Source organism: Geobacillus sp. FSL K6-0789 (assembly GCF_038593135.1).
In the GTDB taxonomy this organism is placed as follows: Bacteria; Bacillota; Bacilli; order Bacillales; family Anoxybacillaceae; genus Geobacillus; species Geobacillus stearothermophilus.
Genome location: NZ_CP151966.1, coordinates 1,216,846 through 1,230,856 on the forward strand (window position 1 = coordinate 1,216,846; position 14,011 = coordinate 1,230,856).

The 14,011-nt window shown below is 54.9% G+C and carries 14 protein-coding genes and 1 pseudogene; 13 read left to right on the top strand and 2 right to left on the bottom strand.

The features are described 5' to 3' along the window. Nucleotides 1-82: 82 nt before the first annotated feature. Nucleotides 83-259 (top strand): annotated as a pseudogene (locus NSQ51_RS06365) (hypothetical protein); the annotation flags it as partial. Between the two features lie 178 nt (nucleotides 260-437). Further along, nucleotides 438-1,283 carry a DMT family transporter gene (locus NSQ51_RS06370; RefSeq protein ID WP_049624715.1) on the top strand — a complete coding sequence of 282 codons (846 nt, stop codon included), beginning with the start codon at nucleotides 438-440 and terminating at the stop codon, nucleotides 1,281-1,283. Between the two features lie 417 nt (nucleotides 1,284-1,700). On the opposite strand, the gene NSQ51_RS06375 is transcribed toward NSQ51_RS06370, so the two are convergent. Then, a complete protein-coding gene (locus NSQ51_RS06375; RefSeq protein ID WP_033017292.1) occupies nucleotides 1,701-2,318 on the bottom strand; it encodes a trimeric intracellular cation channel family protein in 618 nt (205 codons plus the stop codon). A 160-nt stretch (nucleotides 2,319-2,478) separates the two neighbouring features. On the opposite strand from NSQ51_RS06375, the gene hflX reads away from it, so the two are divergent. The 4 genes from hflX to glnA all read left to right on the top strand — a co-directional run bounded on the left by hflX (nucleotide 2,479) and on the right by glnA (nucleotide 6,863). Next, nucleotides 2,479-3,726, top strand: coding sequence for a GTPase HflX (gene hflX, locus NSQ51_RS06380; protein ID WP_033017294.1), 1,248 nt, complete (start codon nucleotides 2,479-2,481; stop codon nucleotides 3,724-3,726). A gap of 13 nt (nucleotides 3,727-3,739) precedes the next feature. Next, complete coding sequence (locus NSQ51_RS06385; protein ID WP_121649974.1) at nucleotides 3,740-5,011, top strand: methionine gamma-lyase family protein; 1,272 nt, start codon at nucleotides 3,740-3,742, stop codon at nucleotides 5,009-5,011. 76 nt (nucleotides 5,012-5,087) lie between these two features. Next, nucleotides 5,088-5,489, top strand: coding sequence for a MerR family transcriptional regulator (locus NSQ51_RS06390; protein ID WP_033017296.1), 402 nt, complete (start codon nucleotides 5,088-5,090; stop codon nucleotides 5,487-5,489). 39 nt (nucleotides 5,490-5,528) lie between these two features. Further along, nucleotides 5,529-6,863, top strand: coding sequence for a type I glutamate--ammonia ligase (gene glnA / locus NSQ51_RS06395; RefSeq protein ID WP_033017297.1), 1,335 nt, complete (start codon nucleotides 5,529-5,531; stop codon nucleotides 6,861-6,863). Between the two features lie 63 nt (nucleotides 6,864-6,926). Here glnA and lexA read toward each other — a convergent pair whose 3' ends face one another. Further along, nucleotides 6,927-7,550 (bottom strand): transcriptional repressor LexA, encoded by a 624-nt coding sequence (lexA, locus tag NSQ51_RS06400; protein WP_011230827.1) that lies wholly within the window; start codon nucleotides 7,548-7,550, stop codon nucleotides 6,927-6,929. A 151-nt stretch (nucleotides 7,551-7,701) separates the two neighbouring features. Here lexA and yneA point away from each other — a divergent pair, with 151 nt between their 5' ends. The 7 genes from yneA (at nucleotide 7,702) to NSQ51_RS06435 (ending at nucleotide 13,996) form a co-directional block, all read left to right on the top strand. Continuing rightward, nucleotides 7,702-8,007: a cell division suppressor protein YneA gene (gene yneA / locus NSQ51_RS06405; RefSeq protein WP_033017298.1), complete on the top strand. Its 306-nt coding sequence runs from the start codon at nucleotides 7,702-7,704 to the stop codon at nucleotides 8,005-8,007. A 19-nt stretch (nucleotides 8,008-8,026) separates the two neighbouring features. Then, nucleotides 8,027-8,680, top strand: a complete 654-nt coding sequence (locus NSQ51_RS06410; protein ID WP_013145683.1) for a recombinase family protein — start codon at nucleotides 8,027-8,029, stop codon at nucleotides 8,678-8,680. 129 nt (nucleotides 8,681-8,809) lie between these two features. After that, nucleotides 8,810-9,040, top strand: coding sequence for a DUF896 domain-containing protein (locus NSQ51_RS06415; RefSeq protein ID WP_033017300.1), 231 nt, complete (start codon nucleotides 8,810-8,812; stop codon nucleotides 9,038-9,040). 100 nt (nucleotides 9,041-9,140) lie between these two features. After that, nucleotides 9,141-11,147 (top strand): transketolase, encoded by a 2,007-nt coding sequence (tkt, locus tag NSQ51_RS06420; protein WP_033017301.1) that lies wholly within the window; start codon nucleotides 9,141-9,143, stop codon nucleotides 11,145-11,147. A gap of 245 nt (nucleotides 11,148-11,392) precedes the next feature. After that, nucleotides 11,393-11,830 carry a sporulation inhibitor of replication protein SirA gene (gene sirA / locus NSQ51_RS06425; protein WP_033017302.1) on the top strand — a complete coding sequence of 146 codons (438 nt, stop codon included), beginning with the start codon at nucleotides 11,393-11,395 and terminating at the stop codon, nucleotides 11,828-11,830. 89 nt (nucleotides 11,831-11,919) lie between these two features. Continuing rightward, nucleotides 11,920-12,132, top strand: coding sequence for a YneF family protein (locus NSQ51_RS06430; protein ID WP_011230833.1), 213 nt, complete (start codon nucleotides 11,920-11,922; stop codon nucleotides 12,130-12,132). Between the two features lie 124 nt (nucleotides 12,133-12,256). Beyond that, complete coding sequence (locus NSQ51_RS06435) at nucleotides 12,257-13,996, top strand: ABC transporter transmembrane domain-containing protein (protein ID WP_033017303.1); 1,740 nt, start codon at nucleotides 12,257-12,259, stop codon at nucleotides 13,994-13,996. The last annotated feature ends 15 nt before the right edge of the window (nucleotides 13,997-14,011 follow it).

The window sequence follows — 14,011 nt, forward strand, 5'->3', positions numbered from 1 at the left end:
CCCACCTACGCTCACGCGTGGAAGTGGGGGTCTTCTCGGCGCGAGATGATAAAAAAGCCAAGGAGGCTCCTCTTTCTTTTTCTTGTCGAAAGAAAGAGGTCTTCCTTTCTTTTTTGTGCCGCAAAAAAGAGGATACAACATCGGCCGGCTCGCGGCGCTTGAGGCCGGATTCCCGATCGAAGTGCCGGCCGTGCAAATCAACCGGATGTGCGGCTCGGGGCAGCAGGCGATTCATTTCGCCGCCCAGGAAATCCGCGCGATGAGCTGGTTTCGTTTTGGCAACCGGATTTGACGGTTCCGCTCGCCCCTGTGTTTCCTCCGGAAGAAAGCGACGTCTAGCTGATCGAGCACCGTCTTGTTTGGCTGTTAGTTCTGAAAATAACGGCTTTGCTTTTGGAGTCAGCAGCAGAAAGAAGAACGCAAAGGGGATCGATGCCATGAAACAACCTGCTCTTGCTTCCTTGTATTTATCGCTTGCTGCCAGCATTTGGGGCGGGATGTACGTCGTGAGCAAATACGTGTTGGACTACATTCCGCCGTTTACGCTTGTCTGGCTGCGCTACGCCGTCGCCTTGATTGTGCTTGGTGCCATCGCCGCGGCGAAACGGGAGCGCCCGCCAAAGAGCGGGCGCGACTGGGGGATGGTCATCGCAATCGGAATCATCGGCTATGTCGTTTCCATTTCGTTGCAGTTTGTCGGCACAAAATGGTCGAATGCCCATACCGCTTCCCTCATCACCGCCTCGACCCCGGCGTTTGTCGTTTTGTTTGCCCGCTGGCTGCTTGGCGAGACGCTCACATGGCGGAAAATGGCTGCGCTGCTACTGGCGACAGCGGGTGTCATCGTCATCGTCGGCTTAGGAGGCGGAGAAGAATCAACGTTTCTTGGCAACATTTGCTTAGTCGGCGCGGCGGTCACTTGGGCGCTGTTGTCGGTGCTCGTGAAAATCGCTTCGGCCCGCTTGTCCGTGTTTTCGATCACCACGTATGCCATTTTTGTGGCACTCATTGGCATGACGCCGATGATGCTCGCCGAAGGGCCGGGGCTTGCTGCGAGCCATTGGAGTGTTCCCGTCGCCCTTGGGGTGTTGTATCTTGGCGTTATATCGACAGCAGGGGCATTTTTTCTTTGGAACAAAGGGATGGAAATGATTGACGCCGGCGTCGGCTCGCTCTTTGGCCGGCTGTTTTTACAAGAGCAACTCGATGTCTCGTTTTGGCTCGGCGGGGCGCTCATTGCTGCCGGCGTGGCCGTGGCGGTGCGAAGCGAGCAAAGCGCGTAAAGGAAAGCGTCAGCAAACTATATATAGACTCCCATGACAAAAAAATTTCGTCACCATCGGAAGGATGAAAAGACCTCTATGTTGAATTTTACAACTTTACACATTTTGGAGTTCGGGTATTTTCAGGATAGATGCAACAAAGAAGTTTAACATATCCTTGACAGAAAAGTGGTTTGCCCATTTTCGACTGTCGAAGGCAAGTGTGTGGCTTGCCTCCGTCACGCCTTAGCGTGACGGAAGACCGAACAACGACTTGCTTCACAGACCCATTCATGGGTCTTTAAGCGGCGTTGTTCGGTCACTCGACAGTCGGATGCAATGACCGGCAAAGACGAAAAATGTTAAAGCTTTAAATTGCATCTATTATCAAAGCGAGGAGCCGTCTCTCTTTTCGTACGAATCAATTTTGCCGTTTTATCATGGCTCGCCCGCTGTTTCCCCAACCGCCCGGCGCGGCAGCTTCCAACCGTATGTGTAGGACAAAATGCGCAAAGCGGCGACGGCGATAAACAGCATATACAGCTCTACGGGCGAATCCGTCCATTTCAACCCGACGGCAAGGCCGGCCAAAATCGCCCAGGCGGCGTAAATCTCCGCATGCAGCACGAGCGGCTTCCGTCCGGCGAGCACATCGCGGATGATGCCGCCGCCGCTTCCGGTCAACACCGCGGCGACGATGACCGCGCTTAACGGATGACCCATGTTGACGGCATACAGCGCTCCTTGAATGGCGAACGCGGACAGCCCAAGGGCGTCAAAAAAGTTGCCCCACCGCTTCCACGGCGGCAGCATTTGCTTTGGGAACAAATACACAACTGTCATGGCCGCCAAAGCGACAAGAAAGAGCGGCTCTTGTTCCCATAACGCCGACACGGGAACCCCGATCAGCAAATTGCGCACCGCCCCGCCGCCAAAAGCGGTGACAATCCCTAAAATGTACACCCCAAGCAAATCGTACTCCTCTTCCATCGCGACGATCGCCCCGCTAATGGCAAAGGCGATCGTGCCGATGATGCTCAATACTTCCCACGTCATTCGTGCTGTTCCTTTCCGTGCGGTGTTCTTGTATCATTGTAGGGGCAAAAGCGGCGGAAAATCAATCATTTTTTTGGAACGAACTAGCAGACCGACGGTGGGATTTGGTATCATGAACGTAGAGAACATGTTCGCCGCGAGGGAAAGGAAGGGGGATGCCATGAGCCGTGAACAAGCGATCCTTGTCGGCTGCCAGCTCGCTGGTGTCGATGATGAACGGTTTCGCTATTCGATGGAGGAGCTCGCTTCGCTCGTTGCGACGGCGAACGGCGAGGTTGTGGCAGAGGTGACGCAAAAACGTGAAGCGCCGCACCCGGCGACGTATATCGGCAAAGGGAAAACGGAAGAGCTCGCCGCCCTTGTCAAGGAGCTCGAACCGGATCTTGTCGTTTTCAACAGCGAGCTTTCCCCAAGCCAGGCGCGCAATTTGACAAACCTGCTTGGCGAGGTGAAAGTGATTGACCGGACGCAGCTGATTTTAGACATTTTTGCCCAGCGCGCCCGCTCAAAAGAAGGAAAGCTGCAAGTCGAGCTCGCCCAGCTCGAATATATGCTGCCGCGCCTTAGCGGCCAAGGGGAGATGCTGTCTCGCTTGGGCGGCGGCATTGGCACGCGCGGCCCGGGGGAGACGAAGCTCGAGACCGACCGCCGCCATATTCGCCGCCGCATTGATGACATTAAGGCGGAACTGCGGCGCGTCGCCAAGCACCGTGGGCGCTACCGCGAGCGCCGGCAAAAAAACCAAGCGTTTCAAGTGGCGCTCGTCGGCTATACAAACGCCGGCAAATCAACGATTTTCAATCGGCTGACCGCCGCCGATTCGTTGGAAGAAAACTTGTTGTTTGCCACGCTCGATCCGTTGACGCGCAAATGTGTCTTGCCATGCGGCTACACGGTGCTTGTCACCGATACGGTCGGGTTCATTCAAGACTTGCCGACGACACTTGTCGCCGCGTTCCGCTCGACGCTCGAGGAAGTGACGGAAGCCGATCTATTGCTTCACGTCGTCGATTCGTCTCATCCGGATTACGTTGCGCACGAGCGAACGGTGTCGCGGCTGCTCGCTGAATTAGGGGCTTCTTCCATTCCGATGGTCACGGTGTACAATAAAAGCGATCAAAAAGCGTCGGAATTCATTCCGACAACGACTGCTTCCATCATGATCAGCGCGCTTTCCGCCGCCGACATTGACCGGCTCCACTATTTTCTTGAAGAGGCGGTGAAACAGCAAATGGCCCGTTACGACGTGTCGATCCCAAGCGGTGAAGGAAAATTGCTCGCTCGGTTAAAATCGGACACCATTTTGCACGAATGGCATTATAATGAACAGGGAGGCACGTACGACTGCCAAGGGTACGTGCTGCCGACGCACCCCTTGTATGGGGAGCTGCAATCATTCCAACGGTAGAAAGGGTTCATCTATGTTTTGGACACAATGGAGACACGGAGAAACCATCGCTCTTCTCATCGAGGAAATCGAAGCACAAATCGCGCCGATTCACCGCCGCATCGATGAACTGGTCGACGTCAACCAATACCGCGTGCTTGAGAGCTTCCGTCGCCATCAAGTGAGCGACGCCCACTTCATTCCGTCAACCGGTTATGGATATGACGATGCGGGCCGCGATACGCTCGATCGCATTTTCGCTGATGTGTTTGGAGCGGAAGAGGGGCTTGTGCGCCCGCAAATCATTTCCGGCACGCACGCGATTGCGATCGCGCTGTTTGGCGTGTTGCGCCCGGGCGATGAATTGCTTTACATCACGGGCGCTCCGTACGATACGCTTGAGGAAATCGTCGGCGTCCGCGGCCGCGGCGTCGGCTCGCTGAAAGAGTTTGGCATTCGTTATCGCAGTGTGCCGCTCACAGCGGAAGGGATGGTCGATTTTCCGGCCGTTCGCGAAGCGATCCATGAGCGGACGAAAATGATCGGCATTCAACGTTCGCGCGGCTATGAGGACCGGCCGTCGTTTACTGTCGAAGAGATCGGCGACATGATTGCATTCGTCAAGTCGATCAAACCGGATGTCGTCGTGTTTGTCGACAATTGCTACGGAGAATTCGTCGAGGAGAAAGAGCCATGCCATGTCGGCGCCGATTTGATGGCCGGCTCGCTCATTAAAAACCCGGGAGGGGGCTTGGCGAAAACGGGCGGCTACATTGTCGGCAAGCGGGAATATGTGGAGGCGTGCGCCTATCGGATGACCTCGCCGGGCATTGGAGCGGAAGTCGGTCCGTCGCTTTACAGCTTGCCGGATATGTATCAAGGCTTTTTCCTTGCGCCGCACACCGTGGGTCAGGCGCTCAAGGGGGCGGTTTTTACGGCGGCGATGCTCGAGCGGATCGGACTAAAAACCTCGCCATCGTGGAAGGCGAAGCGCACGGATTTGGTTCAGTCCGTCCGTTTTGACGATCCGGAACAAATGGTGGCGTTTTGCCAAGCGATTCAGGCTTCCTCCCCGGTCAACGCTCATTTCACTCCGTATCCGAGCGACATGCCCGGCTATGAAGACAAAGTGATCATGGCCGCCGGCACGTTCGTGCAGGGCGCGAGCATCGAGCTGACGGCAGACGGGCCGCTGCGGCCCCCATATGTCGCCTACGTGCAAGGCGGGCTGACGTATTCACACGTCAAAATCGCCATTTGTTCAGCCGTCCACCGTCTGCTTGAGCAACAGCTCATTTGTTTGTGAGAAAATATGACGCATCATTGACTGTTTTCTTGACATTATGGTAAAATGAAGGTATCAAAAGCGAGGAGGAATTGGCATGAGCAGTCATATTCGTCGTTCCATGCCATTGTTTCCGATTGGGATTGTGATGCAGCTGACCGACTTGTCGGCTCGGCAAATCCGCTATTATGAAGAGCACGGTCTCGTTTCGCCAGCGCGCACTGAAGGCAACCGGAGGCTGTTTTCGCTCAATGACATTGACCGCTTGCTGGAAATTAAAGATTTGATCGACCAAGGCGTCAACTTGGCGGGCATTAAACAAATTTTTGCCGCGCGGGAGGAAGGACGCCACCAGCAGGCGGAGAAAGTCGAAAAAGTAGGAAAACCGAAGCTGTCGGACGAAGAACTGCGCGAAATTTTGCGGAATGAATTGCTGCAGGCCGGGCGGTTCCAGCGCGCGTCGCTTCGCCAAGGAGATCTCGCTCGCTTCTTTCATTAATGACGGAACATGATTTCCGAGCCGGGGAGGAGTTTGGACATGGCAAAATATACGCGTGACGACATTTTACACATCGTCAAAGAGGAAAATGTCAAGTACATCCGCCTGCAATTCACCGATATTTTGGGGACGATCAAAAACGTCGAAATCCCGATCAGCCAACTTGAGAAAGCGCTCAATAATAAAATGATGTTTGACGGGTCTTCGATCGAGGGGTTTGTCCGCATCGAAGAATCGGACATGTATTTGTATCCGGATTTGGACACGTTTGTCATCTTCCCGTGGACATCGGAAAAAGGAAAAGTCGCCCGCTTTATTTGCGACATTTACAATGCGGACGGCACGCCGTTTGAAGGCTGCCCGCGCTACAATTTAAAGCGCGTGTTGAAAGAGATGGAAGCGCTCGGCTTTACGGCGTTCAACTTGGGAGCGGAACCGGAGTTTTTCCTCTTTAAGCTCGATGAAAATGGCCGTCCGACGATGGAACTGAACGACCGCGGCGGCTACTTCGACTTGGCGCCGACCGATCTTGGGGAAAACTGCCGGCGCGATATCGTGCTTGAGCTTGAGGAGATGGGCTTTGAAATTGAAGCGTCGCACCATGAAGTTGCCCCGGGCCAGCATGAGATCGATTTCAAATACGCTGATGCCGTAAAAGCGTGCGACGACATTCAAACGTTTAAACTCGTTGTCAAAACGATCGCCCGCAAACATGGGCTGCATGCGACGTTTATGCCGAAGCCGATTTTTGGGATTAACGGTTCGGGAATGCACTGCAACTTGTCGCTGTTTCGCAACAACGAAAACGCCTTTTTTGATCCGAACGGCGATTTGCAGTTGAGCGATACGGCCCGGCAGTTTATTGCCGGCGTGTTGAAGCATGCGCCGAACTTTACAGCTGTCACCAACCCGACGGTCAACTCGTACAAGCGGCTTGTTCCGGGGTACGAGGCGCCATGTTATGTCGCCTGGTCGGCGCGCAACCGCAGCCCGCTCATCCGCATTCCGGCTTCGCGCGGCATGAGCACGCGCATTGAAGTGCGCAGCGTCGATCCGGCGGCGAACCCGTACTTGGCGATGGCCGTGCTGTTGGCGGCCGGGCTTGACGGCATTCGCAACAAGCTCACTCCTCCGGCGCCGGTTGACCGAAACATTTACGTCATGACGAAAGAAGAGCGGCTTGAAGAAGGCATTGTCGATTTGCCGGCCACGCTGCATGAAGCGTTGGAAAACTTGAAGTCCGATGAAGTGATGATTCACGCGCTCGGCAAACATTTATTCGAGCATTTCGTCGAAGCGAAAGAAATTGAGTGGGATATGTATCGGACAACGGTTCATCAATGGGAATTGGACCAATATATGGAACTCTACTGATTCATAAAAAAGCTGCCCCGTTTTTTTCAGGGCAGCTTTTTTATGGGCGCAGGCCGGCACGAGTCAGTCGAACAGGCGATAGACGCCGATCACTTTGCCGAGAATCGTGCAGTCGCGGACGATGATCGGCTCAAGATGGGCGTTTTCCGGCTGCAGGCGGATGTGGTCTTTTTCCTTGAAAAACCGCTTCACCGTCGCCTCGTTGTCTTCCGTCATGGCGACGACGATGTCGCCGTTGTTGGCCGATGACTGCTGGCGGACGATGACGTAGTCGCCGTCGAGAATGCCGGCTTCGATCATGCTGTCGCCCATCACTTCAAGCATAAACAACTGCTCCTCGCCAGCGGCGAGCCGCTTCGGCAGCGGAAAGTAGCCTTCGATGTTTTCCACCGCTGTAATCGGTTGACCGGCCGTCACCTTGCCGATGATCGGCACCGAGATGATCTCCTCTTTTTCTCTCTCCTTGGCCATATCGTTGTCCAAAATTTCAATGGCGCGCGGCTTTGTCGGGTCGCGGCGGATGTACCCTTTGCTTTCTAGGCGCGCGAGATGCCCGTGGACCGTCGAACTTGACGCCAGTCCAACCGCTTCCCCAATTTCCCGCACCGACGGAGGATAGCCTTTTGTTTTTACTTCCTGTTTAATAAACTCTAAAATTTGCTGTTGTCGTTTTGACAGTTTCGTCATTGTTTCACACCTTTCGCCACATCATTTGCCTTCATTATACCATGCGGAAGACGAAAAAACAAACATAGGTTCGAGTTTTTTATTGACACAAACAAATGTTCTTGACTATAATGAAGGAAAGCGAACAAACATTCTAGAAAGGGTGGGGAGAATGGAGAAAACGTTGCTGCACTATGTTTTGTTTTCATTTTTGTTTTCGCTCGTGTTGGCAGGGTTCGTTTACGCCAGCAGCCCGGTCGATAAAAAAGAATACGTGACGATCACGGTCGCTCCCGGCGATACGCTTTGGGGGCTGGCAAAACAGTACGAACAGGAACACCATATGCCGCCTGATGAGTTCATCCGCTGGGTCGTCGATGTCAACCATTTGCCGAGCCCGCGTCTTGCCACCGGTGAACAAATTGTCATTCCTGTGTTAAAATCAAAGCAGGGCGGCTCGGTGGCCGTCAATCAGTGATGGAAAGAAGGGAGTGGCCATGAGGGCGGTCATTTACTGCCGAGTCAGCACGGACAAAGCGGAACAGGAAACGTCACTCGCGAGGCAACGAGATGAGCTCGAGCAGCTGGCGGCCGAGTGTGGATTTGAAGTCGTGAAAGTGATCGCCGAGCAGGCGAGCGGTTATGAAGCCGACCGCGACGGCGTGTTGGAGCTGCTTTCGCTTTGCGAGGAAGGCGAGGTCGATGTGCTGCTCATTCAAGATGAAACGCGGCTTGGGCGCGGCCATGCGCGCATGGCGGTGCTGCATTGCTTGAAAAAGCAAGGGGTGAAAATATACAGCGCCAGCCACCGCGGGGAGATGCCGCTGTCGGAGGCCGATGAGATGGTGTTATCCATCATCGCGATTGTCGAGGAGTACCAAAGAAAAATACATAACGCCAAAATTAAGCGTGGCATGCAGCGAGCCATCGCCAGCGGATACCGACCGGAGCGGAACCTAAGGCGCCGGGGCGAAAACGCCGGGCGCGATCGAATCGATCTGCCGGTTGAGGAGATCGTCCGCTTGCGCGAGCGTGGACTGACGTTTGCCGATATCGCCGCGACGATGCGAAGCTTCGGCTACGAGGCGTCCAAGGCGACCGTCCATCGGCGTTACCAGGAATATATGGACGAGCAACAAAGGCGGCGTTGATCGTGTACTGCGCCTGACCCTAAAGCGGCGAGCGGGCAAAGGAAGCCAAGATGCCATCCTTGCCATCTTCCCGGTTGATCAGATAAGATAAAACAGAGTGAGAATATGGCAGATAGGAGAAGATGATCAATGCTTGCCAAACATAAATTAGCCCGCATCAATGAACTGGCGAAAAAAGCGAAAACGGCCTGCTTGTCGGCCGAAGAGGCCCTCGAGCAAGCGAAGCTGCGCCGTGAGTACATTCAAGCGTTCCGCAAGGCGATGACCGATATGCTCCATACAGTGACCGTCATTGACCCGAACGGCAACGACGTGACGCCGAAAAAATTAAAGGAAAGCCAGCGGCGGCGCTTCCATTAAACGGTCGAAAGAGGGGTGGACCGGAAAATAACGTTGTACAAGCCGATCGATTTTCTATATGATAGTAAATGACACCATGTTAATGAAAGGGAGGAAGACGATGGCGCATTCAATCGAGGAGTTGGCGATTACGACGATTCGAACGCTGTCGATTGACGCGATCGAAAAAGCGAAATCCGGGCACCCGGGCATGCCGATGGGCGCGGCGCCGATGGCGTACACGCTTTGGACAAAATTTATGAATCATAACCCGGCGAATCCAAACTGGTTCAACCGCGACCGGTTTGTCTTGTCAGCCGGGCACGGGTCGATGCTGCTTTACAGCTTATTGCATTTAAGCGGCTACGATGTCACGATGGATGACTTGAAGCAGTTCCGCCAATGGGGAAGCAAAACGCCGGGCCATCCGGAATACGGCCATACGCCGGGCGTGGAAGCGACGACCGGCCCACTCGGCCAAGGGATTGCGATGGCGGTCGGCATGGCCATGGCGGAACGGCATTTGGCTGCTACATACAACCGCGACGGGTTTGAGATTATCAATCATTATACGTACGCCATTTGCGGCGACGGCGATTTGATGGAAGGAGTGGCGAGCGAAGCGGCGTCACTCGCCGGCCACTTGAAGCTCGGCCGTCTGATCGTCCTGTATGACTCGAACGACATTTCGCTGGACGGGGAGCTCAACCTGTCGTTCTCGGAAAACGTCGCCCAACGTTTCCAAGCGTACGGCTGGCAATATTTGCGCGTTGAGGACGGCAACAATATTGAAGAAATCTCCAAAGCGCTCGAGGAGGCGCGGGCGGACCTTGACCGGCCGACGCTCATTGAAGTAAAAACGACGATTGGCTACGGCTCGCCAAATAAAGCGGGCACGTCCGGCGTCCACGGCGCTCCGCTCGGCGCCCAAGAGGCGAAGCTGACGAAGGAAGCGTACCGCTGGACGTTTGCTGAAGATTTTTATGTACCGGAAGAAGTATATGCCCATTTCCGAGAAACGGTGCAAGAGGCCGGTGCGAAAAAAGAAGCGGAATGGAACGAACAGTTCGCCGCGTACGAACGGGCGCATCCGGAGCTGGCCGCCGAGCTGAAGCGGGCGATTGAAGGGAAGCTTCCGGATGGCTGGGAGGCGGCGCTGCCGGTGTATGAAGCGGGCAAAAGCCTGGCGACCCGCTCATCGTCCGGGGAAGTGATCAACGCCATCGCCAAAGCGGTGCCGCAATTGTTTGGCGGTTCGGCGGACTTGGCAAGCTCGAATAAAACGCTCATCAAAGGCGGCGGCAACTTCTTGCCGGACAGCTACGAAGGGCGCAACATTTGGTTTGGCGTGCGCGAGTTTGCCATGGGGGCGGCGCTGAACGGCATGGCGCTTCACGGCGGGTTGAAAGTGTTCGGCGGCACGTTCTTCGTGTTCTCTGACTATTTGCGCCCGGCGATCCGCTTGGCGGCGCTGATGGGCTTGCCGGTCATCTACGTCTTGACGCACGACAGCATCGCCGTCGGCGAAGACGGCCCGACGCACGAGCCGATCGAACATCTCGCTTCGCTTCGGGCGATGCCGAACTTGTCGGTCATCCGTCCGGCTGACGCAAACGAAACGGCGGCAGCATGGCGGCTGGCGCTCGAATCGACGGACAAGCCGACTGCACTCGTCTTGACGCGTCAAGATGTGCCGACGTTGGCGGCAACAGCTGAGTTGGCGTATGAAGGCGTGAAAAAAGGTGCGTACGTCGTTTCACCGGCGAAAAACGGCGCTCCGGAGGCGCTGTTGTTGGCGACTGGCTCGGAAGTCGGTCTGGCCGTCAAAGCGCAAGAAGCGCTTGCCGCTGAGGGCATCCATGTCTCCGTCATCAGCATGCCATCGTGGGACCGCTTCGAAGCTCAGCCAAAATCGTACCGCGATGAAGTGCTTCCGCCGGCCGTGACGAAGCGGCTCGCCATTGAAATGGGCGCGTCGCTCGGTTGGGAGCGCTACGTCGGCGCCGAGGGCGACATTTTGGCCATCGACCGATTCGGTGCTTCCGCTCCAGGAGAGAAAATCATGGCCGAGTATGGCTTTACGGTTGACAACGTCGTCCGCCGCACAAAAGCGCTGCTCGGCAAGTAACCGGAAAAGCTGCCCTTGCGTTGTTGCAGGGGCAGCTTATTTTTGTGAAAGATGGCTGCGCTTTGGTCAAGTATTTTCGGGGTTGAATCGAGGACAAAGGCTTGTTTGTTGGCGTGTTTGCGGCCGCATGGCCATCGCAAACAAAAATCGACAATGTTAGTGAAAAAACTCGCCGTTAATAGACATATTTTTCCTCTCTCATTTTCTATAATAGAAAATAGATGAACAGAAATGGGGGATGGGGCATGGTCCGCTATTGGATTTATTTGTTGAATGACGATGTGGCGTCGCATTACCGCCATCGGGCAGAAAAAATTGTCGAACTGCTTCGTGAGCATCAATACGCGAAAGCGCCGCTGAAGGCGATTTGCCGCAAGCAAGTCGAATTTATCACCGAACGGCTGTCATTTTCGCGCCTGGAACTTGGCTTAAAGCAATATTTTGCCGGCCGCGTCGACAAAAATTTGGAACGTAATATGTTTGTTTTGCAAAACGACGCCGGCAAGGAAGCGTTGCTTGTCGTGCAAAAGCGCCGCTTGCTTCTTGTCGCTGACAGCGCGCCGCTTGCCGCGGACATCGGGCGGGCGCTCGCTCGGCTTTCGCCGACGTTTTTGGCGGTCGACGCCGATTTTGTCGATTACTACTGGCTGTCTGCGCCTCGGCAAGGAAGAAAATTTGCGTAATGAAAAGATTTTTGTCGCGAAATATTGTCTAATGACGCATCGTTTAGTACACTGTTAGGGAGACAACAAGAAGGAGGAAAATCGCTGTTATGTGGGGTACGATTCTCGTTGGCGTGCTGGCGCTCATCGCCGGGGTGGCGATCGGATTTTTCGTCGCCCGCAAAACGATGATCAATTATTTGAAGAAAAACCCGCCGATCAATGAACAAATGATTCGCATGATGATGATGCAAATGGGCATGACTCCGTCGCAGAAGAAAATCAACCAGATGATGAAAATGATGAACAATCAACTGAAATAAGCGAAACGGACACTCGATCGAGAGTGTCTTTTTATTTTGCCAAAATGTTCTTTCAAAATTTTTCTAGTTTTGTTACAATAATATGGCGATTGTTCGTCAGCCAAATGAAAGGAGGGCGGGCCTTATGCGCGTGTTTCGCGATTTGTTTTGGTTTTTCCGCCAAGAAAAGAAGGCGTATATCACCGGTATTTTCGTGCTTGTCATCGTGGCGTTTTTGGAGACAGTCCCGCCGAAAGTGATCGGCTTGTTGGTCGATCATATGAAAAACGGCACGATGACAAAAGAAGTGCTCATCCGCTGGATCGCCGTCCTCGCCGCCGTTGCGGCGGCGCTTTACGGGCTCCGCTACGCTTGGCGCATTTTCATTTTCGGTTCGGCGGTCAAGCTTGCCCGCCAGCTGCGCAACGAGCTGTATCAGCATTTTACGAACATGTCGCCGTCGTTTTACCAGCGGAAGCGGATCGGCGATTTAATGGCTCATGCAACCAACGATTTGCAAGCGATTCAGCAGACGGCCGGAAGCGGCATTTTGACGCTTGTTGACTCGGTGACGCTTGGCGGGGTTGTGTTGGCAACGATGGCGTTTTCGATCAGCTGGAAGCTGACGCTCATCAGCCTATTGCCGATGCCCGTGATGGCGGCGGCGACGAGCCGCTATGGGACGATGCTCCATCGTCGTTTTTTAACGGCGCAAGCGGCGTTTTCGTCGCTGAACGACAAGGTGCAGGAAAGCGTCAACGGCATCCGCGTCATCAAGGCGTTCGGCTATGAGGAACACGATGTCGAGGCGTTTCGCCGTCAATCGGAAGACGTCGTGGCGAAAAACGTTGCCGTCGCCAAAATTGACGCCTTGTTTGATCCGACGATCGGGCTGCTTGTTGGGCTGTCATTTTTTCTCGCTGTGGTGTTTGGCAGCCAAATGGTTTTGGCGGGCGAATTGACGATCGGCGAGCTTGTGTCGTTTACGACCTACCTTGGCCTGCTTATTTGGCCGATGTTGGCGTTCGGCTGGATGTTTAACATTGTTGAGCGAGGGCGTGCTTCGTACGACCGGGTGCGGGCGCTGTTGGCTGAACAAGATGAAATCAACGAACGTCCGGATGCCCTTCACATCTCTCCGCAAGGCGACATTGAGTATGATGTTCGTCAATTTGCCTATCCGGGGGAGGCGAAGCCGGCGCTTCGGGGCATTCGTTTTCAGCTCAAGCGTGGGGCGACGCTTGGCGTCGTCGGCAAAACGGGGGCGGGAAAAACGACGTTGCTTCGCCTGCTGCTGCGCGAGTTTGACGGCTATGACGGCGAGATTCGCTTCGGCGGCCGCGACATCCGCGATTATACGCTTTTCGCGCTCCGTTCGGCGATCGGCTACGTGCCGCAAGACCATTTCTTGTTTTCTGCCTCCATCCGCGACAACATCGCCTTTGCCAAGCCGGAAGCCGGAGAGGACGAGGTCGTACGGGCGGCGCGGCTGGCCGACATTCATGATGACATTTTGCAGTTTCCCGACGGGTATGAGACGGTCATCGGAGAGCGCGGCATTTCCCTATCCGGTGGGCAAAAACAGCGGCTGTCCATCGCCCGGGCGCTTCTCATTGACCCGGAAGTGCTCATTTTTGATGACGCGTTGTCGGCCGTGGATGCGAAGACCGAGGCGCGGATTTTAGCGGCGCTCAAACAGGAGCGGCGCGGAAAAACGACGATCATCGCCGCTCATCGTTTAAGCGCGGTTGAGCATGCCGATTGGATTCTCGTCTTTGACGGGGGGCGAATTGTGCAGGCCGGAACGCACGAGCAGCTGATGGCAGAAGACGGCTGGTATCGTGACATGCATCGACGCCAGCAGCTTGAGGCGCTTGCGGAGTAACAACAGGTCTGAACG